The following is an 18,055-nucleotide window of genomic DNA, read 5'->3' as shown; positions in this document are numbered from 1 at the left end:
TCCCAATTGTTAACCATGTTAAAAATCGGCCTGCTCGCATAATCATACCCCGTCGTTACGAGCCCGTGAAGCTGAAACAGCGTAGGTTCCCCGCATTTCGAGCAGAAAGCCGCATCTTGGACGTTAACATGCTTGCATCCTTTTTTTAATGGACCGGGTTCGTCCGAACAGCGATTTTCTAAGGGAGCTCCGCATTGGATGCAGTATTTGTCTTTCTCATTGGGTATTGTCGAGCATCGTATGCAAGGATCCGGATTCTTGCTCACGCCTACTCCTCCTCCCTTTTTCCTCATACTCCTTATATCACCTTTGTTTGAACTGAAGTAGCGGGTTCGATTTCCGAAATCGGATTATCGATGACATCGTTATCGAAAAGCGTTGTAACAAAACAAAATTCGATGTTAGAACCGAATAATTGGCCGTTCCCGAAATTCGACTTGCCATTCTGATTCCAACCAGGCTGGGATATTTCCCCAACGGCAATGACGCTGCCTCTGTTCATTGCATTAACATTGATCGCTCCGGCTGCCAGAGTAATAAAAACGGCCAAGCTGCTCACCCCTGACGAATACCTATGCTGTTTATCATATTCGGCTTAAATATGAAGGTTCCAGCTCATGATTGATCAGTCGTATCATCCGTATTCGGCTTATTCTGATTGATGCTGATGTTCTTTTCCGCCGTTTGGATGTTCTCGTTAATGATTCCTTGGTTGCTGAAATGGGCGTCGACGAAGTCATTGTCTGCTATCGTGTTGGCAACTTGCTTTAACAGGTTGCGGCCAAGGATTCTGCCGAATCCTTCATTGACTTTCCGGGCAGTTCGCCAACCCAATTGTTTGTTGTCTCCTAGATCGAGTGCGGATGTATTCTGTATGGAATTCGCGTAGATGGCGTTAAAGTCGATTGCGTTTTGTTGCAGCGAATTGCTCGTCTCCATAAGAGTAATATTTCGGACTTCTTCAATAGGCATATCGATGAGGTCGGGATCATGCACGACGCCCAAGGCGTTAGTTAACGTCGTATTGCTAAATCTGCCCAACCCCTGATTCTCCTTGCTGTAAGAGGTCCAACCGAGAGCCATGTTCGTTCCGATAAAAATGCCGGAAGAATTTTCGATGTTGTTCACGGCTAATTTGTTAAAAATCACGCATGCCTTTTGTTGACCCAGGTTCATACAATCCCCCTTTCCGGACAAATCCTCAAAACACTACACGTAAAAACGGGTTGTCGCCTATATATTGTATTCAGCCGTTCTGTTCATTTGTTCCGACAAAATATAAAACCCGCGAAATGCGCGGGTAATTCCATACTTCATAAATGAAAGTCACTGGTAGTCAATGGTGATTCCCTATAGGCGGATTCACCGAATTGCCATTTACCTTTACGCCTATGCCGTCGTCGTAAACCATCTTTCCTCCATAATAACCTGCGCCAAGAACGAATCCGCATGAAGCGATGGCTACCACAAGATAGAAGATTAGCGCGATCTTGGCAAAAGACTGTTTACCTCGAAGTATCATAATTAGACGTACCGCGACCAGAATACTGACAACCCAGGTAGTAATGTCCGCTAGCGTACTGTGAATCTCCAAGAATGACGTATTGCCCCGTGCGTCATCTTCCGGACCAGTCGCTACGGAAAACCATGAGAATAGTGCCGCGGCAATCCAAATCCATATTCCTTTCTTTAGCGGGAGAGAGCGCTGTCTGAACGATACGATAAGATCGTGAATTGTGCCGATCGTAATTATCGCGATTGGAAAATGGACGAGAATGGGGTGCAAATGATTTAGAATTTCGTTCAACATTGATTTTCCCCCTTGATTTTTCATAAGCAGCAGGTTCATCATAACAAGTGATTATTGAAATTATCTTAAAGAACCGGGAAGGACTCCTATTAATGCGTATACTAGTAATCGAGGACGACCTTGCTCTATTGGGCATTATCCGCGACTTATTCGAAAGCGAGAATTTTATAACCGACGGCGCCACGACCGGAGACGACGGTTTATTTCTTGCGGAGCAGGCGATTTACGATTTAATCGTGTTGGACATTATGCTTCCCGGAGTAGACGGAATCGAGATCGTGCGTAGATTAAGAGCGCAATCTAATGATGTTCCTATTATCTTATTAACGGCAAGAGGCAGCTTGGACGATCGCGTCAACGGCCTCGACGCCGGTGCGGACGACTACGTGCCGAAGCCCTTCGCCCTTGCGGAATTGCTGGCTAGAGCTCGGGCTGTTCTTAGGCGTAAAGGAATGATGAGCACGGAAGGCGATATCTCATGCGGTCCGGTCAGATTGGTCCCGACAGCAAGAGACGCTTATATTGGCGATAAGCCGCTTAAGCTTACCTTGAAAGAGTATGAGTTGCTGGAATTTCTTTTATGCAATCAGGATCGTATTTTAACCCGCGAGCAAATCTTCGACCGAATTTGGGGCTTCGATTCGGAAGCGGCAATGTCGGCTGTCGACGTGTACGTCCATCTATTGCGCAAGAAGCTGTCCGCTCACGCGGTGGATAACCTCATCCAAACCGTTCGGGGAACGGGTTACATGATTAAAGGAGGCACGTATGTTTCGTAACCTTCGAGGCAAGCTTGCGGTCGTCAACGCCTCGACGCTATTGCTTGTTCTACTCGTGTTGGGTGTGGTCCTCTATTCGCATATCCATTTTCGTCTCTATCAAGATATGGACGAGATTCTGCGCCTGTCGGAAAGCCGGATTCGTACGATTACGAATATAGATGAGCTTCTTCGTTCGGATTTTCGGGAATTGCAGGAAGATGAGCGAACGGTTTATCTATACTGGAACAGGAATGGCGAATTAACGGGGCAATTGCCGGAACAAAGCTTCTCTCCGCAAGAAGCCCGATTGTTCCAACCGAATCATGATCAATCCGCGCTTCGGACCATCGCCTCGGATCTCCGAAGATTTCGGATTCTTCAAATCGCTTGCGGAGAATCGAATTGCAAATCGTCGAATCCTATCGACACGATTACCGTCGTCCGAAGCCTTAATGATGTCGAGGGGATGTTAAGCGCTTTGAAGCGAGATCTTGCGGCGGGGATCGCGATCGGACTCGTGCTCTCGATTGCCGGAGGTTACTATTTGGCCGGACGCGCTCTGATACCGATACGCCGGTCTTGGGATAAACAAAATCGTTTCGTCGCGGACGCTTCTCACGAGTTAAGAACGCCGACCACGATTATTCATGCGCAGGCGGAGATGCTCCTTCGGCGCCCTTATCATACGATTGAACAAGAGTCTCCCAACATTTCTAACATCCTAAGGGAAAGCAAACGCATGGGGAAATTAGTTGACGATCTGCTGACTCTGGCCAGGATCGATTCCCAAGACATGAAGCTGCAAGGAGGCCTCTTTCAGTTAGACTCATTAGGACGTGAAATCGCGGAACAGTTCCGGCTGATCGCGGAAACGAAACAAATCGATCTCCATACGAATGTGCAAGGCTCGATCGTCTTGTGGGGCGATGAAAACCGAATCCGGCAGTTGCTTCTCATCCTGCTGGACAATGCGTATAAATTTACGCCGCATGCCGGAGCCATTGAATTAAGCATCTTCCGAACTTCGCATGCCGTTCATCTTCGCGTGTCGGATAACGGTTGCGGGATTGCCTCCGAGGATATGCCTCATCTATTCGAGCGGTTCTATCGAGGAGACAAAGCCCGTTCGCGCGCGACAACCGGAACCGGTCTCGGACTATCGATCGCGGAATGGATCGTTAAATCCCATGAAGGTAAAATACGGATCCACTCCGTCCAGGGTACCGGAACGACTGTAGAGGTAAGCTTCCCGATGACAAGGACCCGGACGCAATGATTAAGCGTTAAACCGGTATCCGGCGATGATCGGGATAACGATGCTTCCCCTTGTAGCGGGTTTCGCCCCGCTCTTTCTTCGGCTTCTAAGCGCATGATACATATTGCCGACCATGAGCCCCAAGAACCAATAGACGAGAGTCCCCCGAAAAAGACAAGCGACGATACTGCAACTGCTCCAATGCAAATTTGCACAATTTCAATTCCGATTCATGAATATAAAATCATTGATTTTTAGAAATGGGTTTAGCCGCTTGCGAGAGCAAGCCGGCTATTGCTACTGCGATCAGCACGACAATTAAGGCGCGAAGCAGACCGACCGATTCGCCGATAATCCCCAAAATTGGCGGGCCGACAAGGAATGCGAGATAACCGGCCGTAGAGACTGCGCCTACCCTCGCCGCGACTCCGCGAGGATCATCTCCCGCTGCGGACAATCCCACCGGGAAGCCGAAAGCCGCGCCAATTCCCCACAGCGCAACCCCGATAATTGCCACTTCGTAACTCTGTCCGAATATGACGATTAGCAACCCAGCAATCGCGAAAAGCGCGGATGCCCTAAGCACGATTACTCTGCCGAAACGGTTGAGCAACATGCCGCCTGCTGCGCGGCCAATCGTCATCGCGGCGACAAATAAACCAAAAGCGAATGAACCCATGGCAGGCGTAACTTCGTAGCCATCCACCATGACCAGCGGCAGCCAGTCATTCGCGGAACCTTCCGCAAAAGCCATTCCTAACACGATGATTCCGATCAGAACCGTACGCCGTTCTTTCCACACGGCCATGCGCTCCCTTGCGCTCATAGGGGGCTCGATCGAATCGCCGCCGGTTTCTTTCCCGGTCCCCGCGGGTACGAGCCGATATACATACGGAATGATCAAAGCGATAACCGCCACGGCAAGCGCCATGTGGACTGGAACCGAGATCCCGATCTTAATCGCGGCAGACCCAGCCATCGCGCCTAGCAGCGTACCCACGCTAAACGCGGCATGAAAGCCTGTTAAAATCGACTTGCGAGCCGCTCTCTCCACCGCCGTTCCTTCTACATTCATCGCTACATCGCATATTCCGTTCCCATAGCCGAAGACGGCTAAACCTAGAAACACCGTGACGCCATTAGTGACCCATGCACCTCCAATACCAACAACGATAAGTCCGATCGAACTAACCGCCATGCCGGTCATCATGACATAGCGCCCACCCTTATGCGCAATAAGATGACTGGCGCTCAAAAGTCCGATGATGGAGCCTACGGCCAATCCAAAAATAATCCAACCCATCTGTGCCGTCGTAGCTCCCAGAGCATCCCGAATCGTTGGCGTTCGCGATACCCATGATGCAATGGCAAATCCGGGTAGTGCGAAAATGATATAAATGGCGATACGCCATAAATGAATTTGACGCGGGTTTAATGGTTGATTCATATTTTTCCTCCTAAGTTGTCGTCCATCATGTGTCATCACTTATTAAATAAATTTAATAAGTTGACATGATTATTCCCGAACGATAAGCCATCCGGTTACTCCTTTTCCTTCTATAGCGGATCCGCAATCATCTGATCAAGCGCTAAACGCTGTAAGCCGTTCCAGTAGTCCTCACTCAAGTTGCGCTTCAACAGCAGCGGAAGATGTTCTTTAGGAATATAAGTCGAGCTTCGTTCCGCGATTCGAGACAAAATCGTTTCGTTTACTTCATCTTCGCAAAAAATAACCGCACGGGGGTTTGTGATGGAAGCGAACGTAGCGATTAGGCGGGCAACGGCATCGATCTGTGATTCTTCGGATAGAACGGTCCGGCTGTCGTGGTTCCCTTGTTGCAGCGCTTGTCGGAAAGTTTGGTTGTCGTACTGCGGCACGAAGGAAATCTCGCCCGCGAAAAATGTGTTCCCGCGAATGACATCGCCATTGATCATCATTCCGGAGCCTGGTCCGTTTTGTCCGAAATACAAATATACCAACGATTCGTTCTCAATCTCGAAGTTCGACGCATATCCAAGCACCGCGGCGTTCATATCGTTTTCGACGACGACCCGTATTTGGAAGCGGGATTCAAATTCCTCTTTCAAATCGTAATCGGAGAATTGCCGATACGGCGGAATATAAATAATTCGTCCATTGTTTACCGCACCGGGCACTCCGATGGCAATGGAACGCAGTTTTGGATATTTCTCGATCAGCGTTTCAATAAGATCCCCAAGCACATCCACGTCTTGCTGTAATACGCTCGGGCCAGCTCCCTGTTCCTTGATCTCCCCGATGCAATTGAATATCGAATAATTGGTCTCCGTTTTCTCGATAAAAATGGCTAATCCTAACATATACTCCGGATCATAGGTATAACGCTTTGCCCTTCTGCCCCCGCTGGAATCGTCATCGCCCGTGTAGCGGATTTCTTCGTCCTTCTCCATCTGAGCCAGAAACTTGCTGATCGTGGGGAAGCTAATCCCGAGGCGCTGGCTTAGTTCCGCTTTCGTAGCGCTTCCCATCGTAATTAGTCCTGCGCGAATACGCTGAACAATCGCTTGAGGCTCCTTGTACACGTTCGTCATCATGATCAATGCCTTTCGTCGGAAAATGAGCCAACTTATTAAATCCATTTAATAAGTTGAGATCATCATAGCAGAAGACTGTAGTCATTGGCAACCATCTTTGTAGCTCACTGTTCTTGGTCATTCCTTAGAGCGTGCCGACGTCAGCAATAAAAATTGATCGGCTAGATAGCGTGGAGAATACGGCATATCATGACGTAGCCAAGAAATGATCACGCCAATCAACGCGGAAGAACCAAACCATATCGCAATATCCTTCTGAATTTGTACCTTAGAACTGTTAGAGTCATGTCTCTTGCTTTCAATTCGCTCCGTAATCAATTCGGAAAGGAGTCTTAAAAGCTTATCGGAAAAAATCGGAATTCGTTTGAAAGCGAGCACGATTTTGAAAAATTTCGCGTTTGCCGCAATATGTTCTAAAAGCTTAATCAACTGATCCGACGGAATAGGACTTGCAGCCGTTTTTTCGGTTAAGATTCCTTGAACCTCCTCGATCATTTCTTGCGCCAGCTTGTCCATCAAGTCCGGAATGTCTTTATAGTGAAGATAGAACGTTACGCGGTTGATCGTGGCCCGTTCCGCGAGACGATTCACCGTGATTTTCTCAACATCCATTTCCTCCAGCAAATCCACGAAAGCCTCTTTCAGCATCTGACGCGTGCGAACGATTCGAGGATCCGTCTGCTTCGGCCGTTCATTCAATCTCATCTCGTCCTTTCCGTATACGACAGTTTTACGATAGCTGTTGTTTTTCTTGAACTTAAACGACTGTAAGCGAAACCAACTATTACTTATAGACACTTTCCGCGAATCTGTCGCTTGTCAAAGAAGGCTGTCCGCATATAATGTAATTTATGCAATGTAAACTATACAACACATTGTAAATTAAGTCTATGCATTCAGCGGAAGGATGATGAAGTTGAGTAACAGCAATACAGCAGATCCAAGCAGGATTAAGAAGGGGCCGATTTTGTTCGTCATGATCTTAGGCGCCTTTCTTGCCACGCTGAATCAAACGGTCATGACCGTTGCCATTCCGAAACTGATCGGCGAGTTCGACATTACGGCCGCGACGGCCCAATGGCTAACGACAGGTTATATGCTCGTCAACGGCGTGCTGATCCCTATCACGGCGTTCTTGATGCAGCGCTTCTCCACGCGCCAGCTCTTCCAGGCTTCAATGTGGATCTTTCTAGCCGGGACGATCGTATCCGCTCTCTCATCGGACTTCCCTACCCTTTTGACCGGGCGCATGATTCAGGCAGCAGGTGCCGGTATTATCATGCCCTTGCTCATGAACGTGATATTGACGATCTTCCCTCCCAACAACCGCGGTGCCGCGATGGGCATGGTCGGGTTAGCGATCATCTTCGCGCCTGCGATCGGTCCTGTCATTGCCGGATATATTCTGGAAAGCTACGCTTGGGAAACGATGTTTTACGGAATGATCCCGCTTACCCTCATCGTCATCGTCTTCGGTCTTCTTTATTTGAGAAATGTATCTGAAAGGGTCCATTCGAAAATCGACATTCTCAGCGTCTTGCTTTCAACCGCTGGATTCGGAGCTTTGTTGTACGGATTTAGTCGTGCCGGCAGCCTAGGGTGGTCTAGTTCGGAAGTCATCGCGACGATCGTTGTCGGAGTCGTCTCGCTTGGCTTGTTTACTTGGCGCCAGCTCGTATCGGATAAACCGCTGTTGGATCTTCGGGCTTTCAAATACAACATGTTCACCTTGACGACCGTGATCAACATCGCCGTTACGATGGTCATGTATGCGGATATGATGCTGCTTCCGCTCTATTTGCAGAATGCCCGTGGATATACCGCTCTCGAATCCGGTTTGCTGATGCTTCCAGGCGCGATCGTAATGGGCGTTCTCATGCCTGCTGCAGGCAAACTATTCGACCGCTTCGGCGCGAAATGGCTAGCGGTAATCGGGCTGATCATCACGATTCTCACGACGATCGGCTTCATTGACTTGACGGATTCCACCAGTTATACGTATCTGTTGCTCATGTCCACGGGCCGACGTATCGGGATGGCCTTGCTTCTGATGCCCTTGCAAACCGCTGGCCTCAACCAATTGCCGTCTAAATTGAATGCTCATGGCACCGCCATCTCGAATACGGTTCGGCAAGTTGCCGGCGCGATGGGCACTTCCCTGCTCGTGACGATCATGATGGATCGCACGAAATCGCATGCCATGGACATGATGGCCTCCGCAGGAGCGGCAGGCATGACGCAAGAGCAGTTAGTTACGGCATCGACGATCCAAGGCATTAACGATTCTTATGTTGTCATTATCGGGTTTGGCATCGTTGCGCTGCTGCTTTCCATCTTCATCAAACGTACGGCGCAAGCCTCCGATGTTAAAGCTGAAGCTGTTAGTAATCGCACGGTTACGGAAGCCTAATACTCGAACACGTTAGCGATAAAGAGAAAAACTGATCTCGGCTTTAGGCGAGATCAGTTTTTCTTTTCTCTTTCCCAATCAGCAACACATTCCCGGTGCGAAACGTCTTGGTCTCTACTATTTCTAGCTTGAACGGATCGTGAATGCCTTGAAGAAGAGATTTTCCATTTCCTAAAACAATTGGATTAATAATGATTCGATACTCATCTATCAATCCTAATTGGTTTAAAGATAATGCTAGTTCAGAACTGCCTAGAATGGCGATATCCTTACCATTTTGTTGCTTTAGCTTCAAGATTTCTTCGCTCACGTTTTCATTGACCAGGATTGAGTTCTCCCATTCCACCTTTTCTATTTTTTTCGAAACGACTATCTTTTTTAAATTATTCATATAGTCTGCCGTAATAGGGTCGTTTGCTTTGGCTTGTACGGTGGGCCAGTAACCAGCCATTAATTCATAAGTCTTTCTGCCAAAAATAAGAGTATCTACACTTCTTAACAGTTCGATCGAGTAATCAATAAACTCCGTATCCACATGGTGCCAATCGGACTCCCCGTTTGGTCCCGCGACGAAGCCATCCAGGCTTACCATCATTTGAAAGATTACTTTTCTCATCACGCACTCTCCTCGAATAAAGATTGAATCTTTATTGATTACAAGTATTCGTGATTCGTACGTGCGCTTCCTTTTTTTGTATTTTATATCTTGTCCCGAAGTTCGACGAAGTTACCTGCATATAGTTAACATAATTTTATTTCTGTTAATTATATGATTTTAAGTATGATTTTCGACCACAGGGGCAATCTACAACTCATATCAAATAATGTGCAAATGGTGATCTAAGATGCAAAGATTTCTTACTGCCATATTATTGATTTGGTGCCTGACAGAAGAATTGGCGCCGTCTCCCGTTTATGCCGACCCTCCCCTTCCGATTATCGCAAATCAAGGAATCTATACGATAGAAGTGTACCCACAGCGCCATCGAATGGTTGTAAAAGCACAGGGTCAGGTATTTAAAACCTATCCGATTGCCGTGGGCAATCCATCAACCCCAACCCCGGTCGGAGAATACCAAATCGTCTTTAAAGGAAAAGATTGGGCCCCCTACTTCGGCCCGCGTTGGCTTGGCCTAAACGTTCCATGGGGAAATTACGGGATCCATGGCACCAATAAGCCTTATTCCATCGGCCAACACTTAAGCCATGGCTGCATCCGCATGCGAAATCATGATGTCAAGGAATTGTATGACATGATTCCGATTGGAACCACGGTCAGCATTATGGGACATCTGTTAGGATATCCTAATCACGAACCTAGGGATCTGGCGGAAGGCGACGTCGGAGGCGAGGTGCAGTTGATTCAATCCCGATTGAAAAGCGCCGGGTACTTCACGGGAAACTGCAACGGCAAGTTCCGATCGGACACGACCGCGGCGCTCAAACGATTTCAACGGGATCAAGGCTTAACTCCTAACGGCGTGATTACGTCGCAAGTTTATTTTCGGTTGGGATTGTTGGAATGAAGCGATTTAATGTACGTCCATCTGAACAGGTTTTCCCGTAAGACTGTTTTCGAACATATCAATGATGAACAAGAAATGTTCTGCTTCGCGGAAAACATGATCTGCTAACAATGGATGAATAATACTCTTTATCCTGCAGGCTTCAATGAGATCGCGTGCCGTTTTCTTAAAGTCCCGAAGAGATTTAACCGAAACTCTGTTCTGATCCAGAAATTGATCAAGAAGAGGTACCGTCTGCGATTGAGGACGCATCGATTCCAAATCTCTTGCCTGGAATAACAATTGATCAAACTCTTGGCTAAAATGATTGGCTTGCTCGACGAGTTTCCGTTCGGAAGGGTCCAGAAGGTGGCTAATAAATTTTGCGTGGTCTGCCATAATTCTGAGGAAAAATACGTTCTCGTCAATAATGGCATCCGGTAAAGGCTCCAATCTGCCTAGATTTAACTCCGATAATCGATTTCTGAAATAATTAGCCTCCCTGCTCACATGATCAACTAACAAAGGAAAGTTGTTCGCTCCTGGAAGCTGGCAAGTGACGATTAATCCTAATACCTTTCTTTTGAATGCCCAAATAAACGAAACCGCTTGATAGACTTCCTCATTAAACTTCCTAATTACGTTAGGATCCGTTCCAATCGTAAAAGCGTTCGCCCTGTTCTCGATTGACTCGAAAAGAGCATAGAAATGATCGGCCTCGCTAATCAATTGCTTATCCTCGCATCTGAAACCCAATTTGAGAAATAGAGAATGTTCTTTCATGATTCTCGACCAGAACCGGAGTTCTTCAAGCGAACGCGAGACAAACTCTTCGGACACAAGCGACGCCTCCCCTGTAATCCTTCGTCACACCTACCGTATGTATAAAGCGCTTGGACTTATGCCTTGCAATAAGTTCGACAAAAGAAAAGCCCTTCCGTATCCCTTTAAGGATCGTGAAAGGCCGAAAAGCGAATTTTATCCGTTCATTTCAAGTCTTCTACGTTACTTCATTACCAGTGTGCCCTTGGTATGCATGCGAATGAGGATGACTGCCGTTAACCGTTGTGAATCCTTCAAAATAGTGATAATGGCCACCGCCCGAAATAGGTATGGCACCGCCCGTCGTTCCGCGAATGAAATGAATATGTCCGTCGTTGAATGTCGTCTCTGCCTGATATTCGTGAACGTGAGGAACGCCCGAAGGCGCCGGTGCGGTTAGACCCGCGTATTCGTGAGAATGACCGTAATCATAAGAGGTTGCGCCAGCAAAGCAGTGACTGTGAACAGGTCTGCCGTCCCAAGACGTGAGAAATAACATGTGGGAATGTTCGCCGTTGGGATCGTCGGAATGAACGAGGAAACCGCTAATTGGTATTTCCATCGCGAGTGAACACCTGCCTACTTTTTTCGGACATTATATTCAATCGCGATTTGTTCCGTTCATTCCTCATGATTGATTTAACCCAAGAAAGCAATAGAACGTTTTACTTTCCTTGCGAACGCAATGGGATTGTCGACCGACTGCCAGTGAATGTACATAAGGCGGGGATTTTCAAACAACCAGTGATTATGGACTGCCGTTACTTGAATTCCATTTTTGCGAAGATTGGACAGCAAACGATTGACTTGATTTTGAAAGAGAGCCGTTTCCCCTAAACAGAGTGCCCGTCCAGAACTGTTCAGCGATTCAAACGAGAAAAGTTGATAACGGACCAATGGAGATGTGGTACGTCTTCCTAATATCGTAGCGTTAAATCTTCTATTTCTGCTGACGAAACAAACCGGTCCTTTTGTAATTTCATGTTCCGTTCCGCCTAATATGGTTGAAAATTGGTCGCACAGTCTTTTAAATTGCTGACTTACTTTCACTGTTGCCATACGGAATCATCCTTTCAAATAAGATCATAGAATAAGACTTAATCGCACGTCTGTACTATCCCAAAAATGCGATGGATTCTTTTGTCCTTCTTGCAAATACGACTGGATTCATAATGGCTTCCCAGTGCATATACATCAAACGAGGATTTTCATTCAGCCAGTGATTATGAATTGCGGTCACTTTTATTCCCCGTTTACGGAGATTCGATATTAATCGATTTACTTGATTTTGATGTAAGGCAGTCTCGCCCAAACAAAGCGCGCGGCCCGATGAATCAAGAGATTCAAACGAGAACATCTGCATTTGAACCAAAGGAGAACGTGTTCTTATCCCTAAGATCGTTTCCCTTAAATTCGTCATCCGCGTGACAAAACAAACCGGACCTTCGTCTACTTCCGATTCGCCTCCCAGAATTCTTCCAAATTGGGTGCAAAGCCTTTTGAATTGAGGGCTCACCTTCACTTGTGCCGCCATATAAATCCTCCTTTAATCGTAATCTGAATAACCTATGAACGAAGAAGAATAATGTAGTGGACGGGTCCCTATGGTACAAAAATAAAGAGAAGGGCTCGATAATCGAGCCCTTCCCCCTTTTATGGTTCAACCAACAGGCTATTCCTCATGATCTTTATAAAGATTAGCGATCCTCCTGCGATTTTTAGCTTGCATCTTGATTTGCCGGGCTATCGTATAACCGATGAGAAAAGCAGCGGCCGAGGTATTGCCGTCGACGGTAAACGGAATAATGGACGCATCCGCAACGATTAAATCCCGTACCCCATGCACTCTACCTCGACGGTCAACAACCCCACCTCGCTTTAGGGGCGCCATACGCAATGATCCTTGTTGGTGATGGTTATGATCGAAATTCTGCTTAATAAACTCTTCCAGTCGGGAATCGTCATCAATCTCATCCAAGGTTGGAGAAACGAGTCGATAGGAAGGATCAATCGCTTCAAGCTGCGCCGCAATCTCCTTAATATAAATCTTATAAACATTTTTTACGGATTCCAGATCATCCGGATTCGCCAGAAAACCTTCGTCCGCTAATACGATTTTTAAGGGGTCGCGATTCTGGATTTGAATACTGCCGTGGCTTTTGGGACGCAAGAATAAAATCGCAATATTGAGCATTCCGTCGCCAGCCATGCCAATGAGTTGAACGGCTCGTCTGGAAGGGTTTTTCCCGATAGGGTCCGGTAAGAAGGCTCCTCCTGTATACAAGGCATTCGGGTCGTTCGAGGGTAATGCATGATCCGAGGGGTTTGTTGAGAAAGATGCAAAGTTAAGCGTATGGTTTCTTAAATTCCGACCTACATGGGGATTATCGTATACGACGGGTATGCCTGCTTGTTGAAGAAGTTTAGCGGGACCGATTCCCGAAAGCATTAAAAGTTGAGGACTATTTATACCAGCCGAAATGATGACCTTTCTTCGAGCAAAAGCTCTCATGCGCGTGCCTTCCTTTAAAAATTCCACTCCATTCGCACGATTATCGAGAAATAAAACGCGGAGTACCGTTGAATTAAAGAAGACGTTTAATTTCCGCTTATTAACGCCAAGTCCATTTGGTCGCATAATATCCGACGACAGAAAGGCCCTCGAAGAATTTTCTCTCGTACCGTCCGGATTTTGATACAGCTGCCAGCATTTGAACGGCCCAAGCGGGGTACGCGGATCATTATAATCAAGTATTTCATCATACCCGGTCGCTTGTTCGATTGCCGCGACGAGTTTATTGGCCATTGTTGTCGGGTTTTTCGGTGCCTGTCTGATGTCGATTCTCCCCCGATAACCGCGGGAAAGACGATTGTTAGATCGACCATTATATTTCTCCAATTTTTTGAAGCGAAGAATGGCGCGTTTAGGCGACCACAACGGACCAAGCAGCTTTGCCCACTCCCTGAATGCCGCGGATGTAGGCCGCACATACTGTTCGCCGTTGATCGACGAACCCCCGCCCAACAGCCGACCCGTTGTCCATTCGAATGCCCGGTCATCTAGCCCTTCTTGAGGTGCCCCTTCTCCTTGCCAAAAATATTTGGGGTAAAAATGTTCTTCCAAGCTCGGCGCATATGTGGAATCCCGAATGGGCTTATCCTTATCATTGTTCTCGCCCGCTTCTAAAAGAAGAACCGAACTCTTTTTATCATCCGATAAAGTTTTGGCGATTACCGCTCCGGCTGGTCCTGTTCCGATAATGATATAGTCAACCATCATTTTTCTCTCCACATTAACACCTCCGATAGGCTAATGTAGAGTATTGCTTCCCCATATCACAAGTGCTTGTAAGTATAAAAAAAATAGGCGGATTAAAAAGCCGCCTGTATCCGATGAGGGATGCCAGGCGGCAAATAAACGATGGAACTATTTCAATGAAATTTCGAATTTAGAACCGGCTTCGCCGGCGAAGACGATCACGCCTCCGTCTGGCAGTAAGAATGGATGATTGCCGCTGATTACGCTGAAAAACTGACAAGTACCGTTCTCGTCATATACGGCGAATGCCCCATTGGCAGACATGGTTACCTGCATCGTCTTGCCTGCCGCTTTCCGCGGAATCGTATACCATTTGGCATAACCGCTTTCGGGGATCGTCGTCGACGATGTTTTGCCGGCATAGATCGGCTTCACGCCATCCTCGCTAATAAATACGCTGCCGGAGGCTTCGAGAAATTCGACTCCGTTGATCTTATTGAAGCTGTAGGCCTGAGTATCTCTTCCGGCCGTCGTAGGTATCTTCAGATCGCTTGCCGATTCATTAGGACCGATGATTTTTTGGTCCATCACATAACCCGGCGCTTCCTGGAACATGTTCAACTTGAGGGTAGGCAGCAGCATGTACGTGATCGAGGTGTACTTTTCACTGATCGCATAATAGGTTTTGCCGTTTCGCTCTTTCCAGGTGGCAGCCGTTTCCGGATTCAGATCATTCGGTTCCAGCTTCTCGGCGGAATATTGCGACAAGGCCAACTGTCCGAGTCCCGAGAGCGAGGCGTAAGCCCGGGTCCACAAGTAAGTATGGCCATTGTCCTCCTTCACGACATTGATCTTCACATTCCCATCCGCGCTCAAGAACGAGCCGTCCGCGGTATACGCATATTTCTCCGCCGGTAAGTGCGGCATTGGCACGGAAGTGATCGTCATATCTCCCTCTTTGGAAATCTTGACGTCGATCAGTTGATTCGTCCCTCCGTATATCCCCGCTGCCTTCAGCAGGTCGGAAGGCATATCCGCTTTTTCCGGTTTTCCGTACGATTTCTCCGGTTTCATATCGGTAATGACGGCTTTTTCTTTCAGCGCGTGGAGCAGAATTTCATTCGCAAGCAGCTGATCCGTCGTGCTGGATCCTCCTGAAGAGACCACGGCAACCGCCATTTTCTGTTCGGGAAGTACGACGAGCGAAGAATGGTATAGAGCCGTGTCTCCGCCTTTGGTGAGCGCCTTGATGCCATACTCGCCGAACGGGAACAGGTTGACGCTATCCCAGCCGAGCCCATAATTGATCGAGGTATCCGCTTCGTCCGGCCACATCCCTCTCTTATATTCTTTTTGTTCCATAGCGGTAGTCGATTTCGCCGATAAGATGCCTCCGGCATCTCCGGTAAAAATTTGCGAGAATTTGACCAAATCTTCCGCCGTCGAGTAGATGCCGCCGGTTCCGATGACATTGACTGACTCGTTCGGCAGCTGTCCGGCGTAAACAGGAAAATAAAGCCCCGCCATACCGACCGTGTCAGGGCGATCGAGCGGCGTCTTCGTATTGGACATGTTGAGCGGACCCGTAAAATATTGATGAATAAAAGAAGTAAAGTCCATTCCGCTGACCTTCTCGACCATAATTTCGGCGAGTGTGAACCCGTCGTTGCAATATACCGAATACTCGCCGGGATCGGCCTTCAGCTTCTGATTCGCAAGTTGCTCAAGCAGCGAATCGTGAGCGAATGTATCGTTGTCATCGAATAAAAACGAGCTTGCGAGCGAAGAGCCATAAATACCGGACGAATGATTCAGCAGCATGCGCGGCGTAATTTTCACGTATCGTTCGTCTTTCATCTTAAAATCGGGGACATAGTTGACGACCGGCTTGTCCAAATCGATTTTCCCTTCGTCGACCAGTTTCATGACGGCCGCTGTCGTGAACATCTTGCTCGTCGATCCGATACCGTACATCGTTTGCGCCGTCAGCGGTTTCTTGCCCTGCTCGTCATTTTGTCCGGATTGTCCGGATACGACGATCTTGCCGTGATCGATGAGCGCATATTGGATGCTAGGCGTTTGGTAAGTTCCCGTGAGCAGTTCGGCTTTCTCCGCCGCGACCTTGCGCGTCGTTTCAAATGCGAGCGAATCGCTTTGACCTGCGGCCATTGCCCCGGTCGGAGCTAGAATCGTCAACGCAAGCCCGACAGTCAACAACCTGAACCCTTTAACTCTCATCACATACCTCCTGGAATGTTTTTTTGTAAAATTAACTTCATTAAAGCGTATAGCTTGATTAACTTTATGTAAAGGAAATTATTGCATAATAAAATAGCACATAACCTTGGTTACTTTTCCGTCATTTTCGTCAATTCGAATATCAGTTCATTGGCCATTCTCTTGTTTAAGTGATACGTTTCGTATTTCCCGGCGCGCGCAGATAACGACTTGATCGTCCGGATCTGGGTATCGGTCGGCGGCTGCAGCTCGATCAACCTTTCATAATTCTGGTATGCGACCTTCGGCGCGGTTTCCGGCGAGAGCAGATCGATCAGCTCGTATAACGCTTTTGCCGCCTCCTCCGTCGTCAAGCCATAGCCGGAATCCGTCGACAGCATGAATCGGTCCGGATATTTCTCGATCAATGGCACGAAATCTTCCAATTTGTTCGTGCTTTCGCCGTTGTATGCCGTAAACCCCGCGAAGAAATCGATGTACAGATTCGGATGCTTGGCTAGCAAGATCTCGATATTGGACGGAGGGTTATACGCGTTGGCGTGTCCAAAAATAATGACCGTATCCGGATGCTCGTCCAGGGCTTCCTCCAGATGCGCGATCGGCTCTCCGTTAGGCGGATCGATATGAAGAAGTATCGGAACCCGATATTTGGCGGCAAGATCATAAATCTTAGGGAAGTTGCCGTCATTGGGATGTTCCGCTTTCCACTCCACTTTCGACACGACAGGCGAGAAGGATGACGCGGCCGCCACCTCTCCGATATTCAAATACCCGTTCTCCAGGTTTTGCTGCACGATAGTTACTCCTTCCTCTTCATAAATCGGAAATCCCGCGAAGGAAGGATATACATGCGAAGATTCGTTGCGATATTGCTCCCACGCTATTCTATCGGTTTCTTGGGCACTCGGCTCGGAAATATTCCCGAATAGAACGATGCGGTCGATTCCGTACATTCCCCACTTATAAATCGCGCTAGGATTCGCGGCATCATGATTATGAATGTCGATGACCGTCAACTCGTCGTAAACTTCGTACAGCTCTTTGTTAGGATCTTTGTTTTTTCTGATATCGGTTATGAGAGCGGTTTCATTCTTAGGTACGTACTCAGTCCATGGCTTTACGACCGTTTGCTTGTACGTCGAACATCCGAATAGACAGACGGCGATTACGGTCAAAACGGCGATTACAAGATAACAGTGTTTCTTTCTCGACATGGCGATTCCTCCATTTCATATTTCCAAATTCTAGTTTAGCAGAAAATGGTTTGCTATTGGGGCTTGTCCGATAACCAGATGACCCAATCCCGCGACGATCTTGTTTGACAGGATTCCTCTTTTTTCTGTCGAATTGAATGATTCACGGTCGAATGATGACGGTACTAAGCGGAATTGGTACTGTCCGGCCGACGTTCCCCGCGCGAT

The 18,055-nt window shown here is 47.6% G+C and carries 18 protein-coding genes; 4 read left to right on the top strand and 14 right to left on the bottom strand.

Features of this window, described 5'->3' with window-relative positions; all coding sequences use genetic code 11:
- Nucleotides 1-298 precede the first annotated feature (298 nt).
- From FPZ45_RS06310 to FPZ45_RS06300, 3 genes are all read right to left on the bottom strand, one after another.
- On the bottom strand, nt 299-559 hold the full coding sequence (locus FPZ45_RS06310; RefSeq protein ID WP_246120342.1) for a hypothetical protein: 261 nt from the start codon (nt 557-559) through the stop codon (nt 299-301).
- Between the two features lie 56 nt (nt 560-615).
- Complete coding sequence (locus FPZ45_RS06305) at nt 616-1,176, bottom strand: hypothetical protein (RefSeq protein ID WP_144699556.1); 561 nt, start codon at nt 1,174-1,176, stop codon at nt 616-618.
- A gap of 160 nt (nt 1,177-1,336) precedes the next feature.
- A complete protein-coding gene (locus FPZ45_RS06300; RefSeq protein ID WP_144699554.1) occupies nt 1,337-1,810 on the bottom strand; it encodes a DUF2231 domain-containing protein in 474 nt (157 codons plus the stop codon).
- 92 nt (nt 1,811-1,902) lie between these two features.
- On the opposite strand from FPZ45_RS06300, the gene FPZ45_RS06295 reads away from it, so the two are divergent.
- Both FPZ45_RS06295 and FPZ45_RS06290 read left to right on the top strand, forming a co-directional pair.
- On the top strand, nt 1,903-2,589 hold the full coding sequence (locus FPZ45_RS06295; protein ID WP_144699552.1) for a response regulator transcription factor: 687 nt from the start codon (nt 1,903-1,905) through the stop codon (nt 2,587-2,589).
- Nucleotides 2,579-3,847 carry a sensor histidine kinase gene (locus FPZ45_RS06290; RefSeq protein ID WP_144699550.1) on the top strand — a complete coding sequence of 423 codons (1,269 nt, stop codon included), beginning with the start codon at nt 2,579-2,581 and terminating at the stop codon, nt 3,845-3,847. The genes FPZ45_RS06295 and FPZ45_RS06290 overlap by 11 nt, the downstream gene beginning before the upstream one ends.
- A gap of 223 nt (nt 3,848-4,070) precedes the next feature.
- On the opposite strand, the gene FPZ45_RS06285 is transcribed toward FPZ45_RS06290, so the two are convergent.
- The 3 genes from FPZ45_RS06285 to FPZ45_RS06275 form a co-directional block, all read right to left on the bottom strand.
- Nucleotides 4,071-5,273, bottom strand: a complete 1,203-nt coding sequence (locus tag FPZ45_RS06285; RefSeq protein WP_144699548.1) for an MFS transporter — start codon at nt 5,271-5,273, stop codon at nt 4,071-4,073.
- Nucleotides 5,274-5,383: 110 nt separating this feature from the next.
- Entirely contained in the window at nt 5,384-6,400 is a 1,017-nt protein-coding gene (locus FPZ45_RS06280; protein WP_144699546.1) for an ROK family transcriptional regulator, read from the bottom strand.
- Nucleotides 6,401-6,517: 117 nt separating this feature from the next.
- Nucleotides 6,518-7,105 (bottom strand): TetR/AcrR family transcriptional regulator, encoded by a 588-nt coding sequence (locus FPZ45_RS06275; RefSeq protein ID WP_144699544.1) that lies wholly within the window; start codon nt 7,103-7,105, stop codon nt 6,518-6,520.
- A 271-nt stretch (nt 7,106-7,376) separates the two neighbouring features.
- Here FPZ45_RS06275 and FPZ45_RS06270 point away from each other — a divergent pair, with 271 nt between their 5' ends.
- Nucleotides 7,377-8,810 carry a DHA2 family efflux MFS transporter permease subunit gene (locus tag FPZ45_RS06270; RefSeq protein ID WP_246120366.1) on the top strand — a complete coding sequence of 478 codons (1,434 nt, stop codon included), beginning with the start codon at nt 7,377-7,379 and terminating at the stop codon, nt 8,808-8,810.
- A 43-nt stretch (nt 8,811-8,853) separates the two neighbouring features.
- Here FPZ45_RS06270 and FPZ45_RS06265 read toward each other — a convergent pair whose 3' ends face one another.
- Entirely contained in the window at nt 8,854-9,426 is a 573-nt protein-coding gene (locus FPZ45_RS06265) for a dihydrofolate reductase family protein (RefSeq protein WP_144699542.1), read from the bottom strand.
- Nucleotides 9,427-9,655: 229 nt separating this feature from the next.
- Between FPZ45_RS06265 and FPZ45_RS06260 the strand changes: the two genes are divergently transcribed.
- Nucleotides 9,656-10,336: a L,D-transpeptidase family protein gene (locus FPZ45_RS06260; RefSeq protein WP_144699540.1), complete on the top strand. Its 681-nt coding sequence runs from the start codon at nt 9,656-9,658 to the stop codon at nt 10,334-10,336.
- Between the two features lie 6 nt (nt 10,337-10,342).
- Here FPZ45_RS06260 and FPZ45_RS06255 read toward each other — a convergent pair whose 3' ends face one another.
- The 7 genes from FPZ45_RS06255 to FPZ45_RS06225 all read right to left on the bottom strand — a co-directional run bounded on the left by FPZ45_RS06255 (nt 10,343) and on the right by FPZ45_RS06225 (nt 17,848).
- Entirely contained in the window at nt 10,343-11,155 is an 813-nt protein-coding gene (locus tag FPZ45_RS06255; protein WP_144699538.1) for a DUF2935 domain-containing protein, read from the bottom strand.
- A 160-nt stretch (nt 11,156-11,315) separates the two neighbouring features.
- On the bottom strand, nt 11,316-11,699 hold the full coding sequence (locus tag FPZ45_RS06250; protein WP_144699536.1) for a YmaF family protein: 384 nt from the start codon (nt 11,697-11,699) through the stop codon (nt 11,316-11,318).
- Between the two features lie 77 nt (nt 11,700-11,776).
- A complete protein-coding gene (locus FPZ45_RS06245; protein ID WP_144699534.1) occupies nt 11,777-12,196 on the bottom strand; it encodes a DUF1259 domain-containing protein in 420 nt (139 codons plus the stop codon).
- 55 nt (nt 12,197-12,251) lie between these two features.
- Entirely contained in the window at nt 12,252-12,671 is a 420-nt protein-coding gene (locus FPZ45_RS06240) for a DUF1259 domain-containing protein (RefSeq protein ID WP_144699532.1), read from the bottom strand.
- A gap of 138 nt (nt 12,672-12,809) precedes the next feature.
- Nucleotides 12,810-14,417, bottom strand: a complete 1,608-nt coding sequence (locus FPZ45_RS06235; protein WP_186438279.1) for a GMC family oxidoreductase — start codon at nt 14,415-14,417, stop codon at nt 12,810-12,812.
- A 147-nt stretch (nt 14,418-14,564) separates the two neighbouring features.
- Complete coding sequence (locus FPZ45_RS06230) at nt 14,565-16,634, bottom strand: serine hydrolase domain-containing protein (RefSeq protein ID WP_144699528.1); 2,070 nt, start codon at nt 16,632-16,634, stop codon at nt 14,565-14,567.
- 110 nt (nt 16,635-16,744) lie between these two features.
- Nucleotides 16,745-17,848, bottom strand: coding sequence for an amidohydrolase family protein (locus tag FPZ45_RS06225; RefSeq protein ID WP_144699526.1), 1,104 nt, complete (start codon nt 17,846-17,848; stop codon nt 16,745-16,747).
- Between the last annotated feature and the right edge of the window lie 207 nt (nt 17,849-18,055).

This window comes from Cohnella terricola (assembly GCF_007786475.1).
Lineage (GTDB): Bacteria > Bacillota > Bacilli > Paenibacillales > Paenibacillaceae > Cohnella > Cohnella terricola.
The sequence above is the reverse complement of the archived record's forward strand: the minus strand, read 5'-3'. Positions and strand labels throughout refer to the sequence as shown.

Excerpts from the sequence above, each read along its gene's own strand:
- FPZ45_RS06280 (WP_144699546.1), bottom strand. The coding sequence starts at position 6,400 with ATGATGACGAACGTGTACAAGGAGCCTCAAGCGATTGTTCAGCGTATT.
- FPZ45_RS06225 (WP_144699526.1), bottom strand. The coding sequence starts at position 17,848 with ATGTCGAGAAAGAAACACTGTTATCTTGTAATCGCCGTTTTGACCGTA.
- FPZ45_RS06265 (WP_144699542.1), bottom strand. The coding sequence starts at position 9,426 with ATGAGAAAAGTAATCTTTCAAATGATGGTAAGCCTGGATGGCTTCGTC.
- FPZ45_RS06295 (WP_144699552.1), top strand. The coding sequence starts at position 1,903 with ATGCGTATACTAGTAATCGAGGACGACCTTGCTCTATTGGGCATTATC.
- FPZ45_RS06305 (WP_144699556.1), bottom strand. The coding sequence starts at position 1,176 with ATGAACCTGGGTCAACAAAAGGCATGCGTGATTTTTAACAAATTAGCC.
- FPZ45_RS06230 (WP_144699528.1), bottom strand. The coding sequence starts at position 16,634 with ATGAGAGTTAAAGGGTTCAGGTTGTTGACTGTCGGGCTTGCGTTGACG.
- FPZ45_RS06250 (WP_144699536.1), bottom strand. The coding sequence starts at position 11,699 with ATGGAAATACCAATTAGCGGTTTCCTCGTTCATTCCGACGATCCCAAC.
- FPZ45_RS06240 (WP_144699532.1), bottom strand. The coding sequence starts at position 12,671 with ATGGCGGCACAAGTGAAGGTGAGCCCTCAATTCAAAAGGCTTTGCACC.
- FPZ45_RS06275 (WP_144699544.1), bottom strand. The coding sequence starts at position 7,105 with ATGAGATTGAATGAACGGCCGAAGCAGACGGATCCTCGAATCGTTCGC.
- FPZ45_RS06285 (WP_144699548.1), bottom strand. The coding sequence starts at position 5,273 with ATGAATCAACCATTAAACCCGCGTCAAATTCATTTATGGCGTATCGCC.
- FPZ45_RS06235 (WP_186438279.1), bottom strand. The coding sequence starts at position 14,417 with ATGATGGTTGACTATATCATTATCGGAACAGGACCAGCCGGAGCGGTA.
- FPZ45_RS06260 (WP_144699540.1), top strand. The coding sequence starts at position 9,656 with ATGCAAAGATTTCTTACTGCCATATTATTGATTTGGTGCCTGACAGAA.
- FPZ45_RS06270 (WP_246120366.1), top strand. The coding sequence starts at position 7,377 with ATGATCTTAGGCGCCTTTCTTGCCACGCTGAATCAAACGGTCATGACC.
- FPZ45_RS06300 (WP_144699554.1), bottom strand. The coding sequence starts at position 1,810 with ATGTTGAACGAAATTCTAAATCATTTGCACCCCATTCTCGTCCATTTT.
- FPZ45_RS06290 (WP_144699550.1), top strand. The coding sequence starts at position 2,579 with ATGTTTCGTAACCTTCGAGGCAAGCTTGCGGTCGTCAACGCCTCGACG.
- FPZ45_RS06245 (WP_144699534.1), bottom strand. The coding sequence starts at position 12,196 with ATGGCAACAGTGAAAGTAAGTCAGCAATTTAAAAGACTGTGCGACCAA.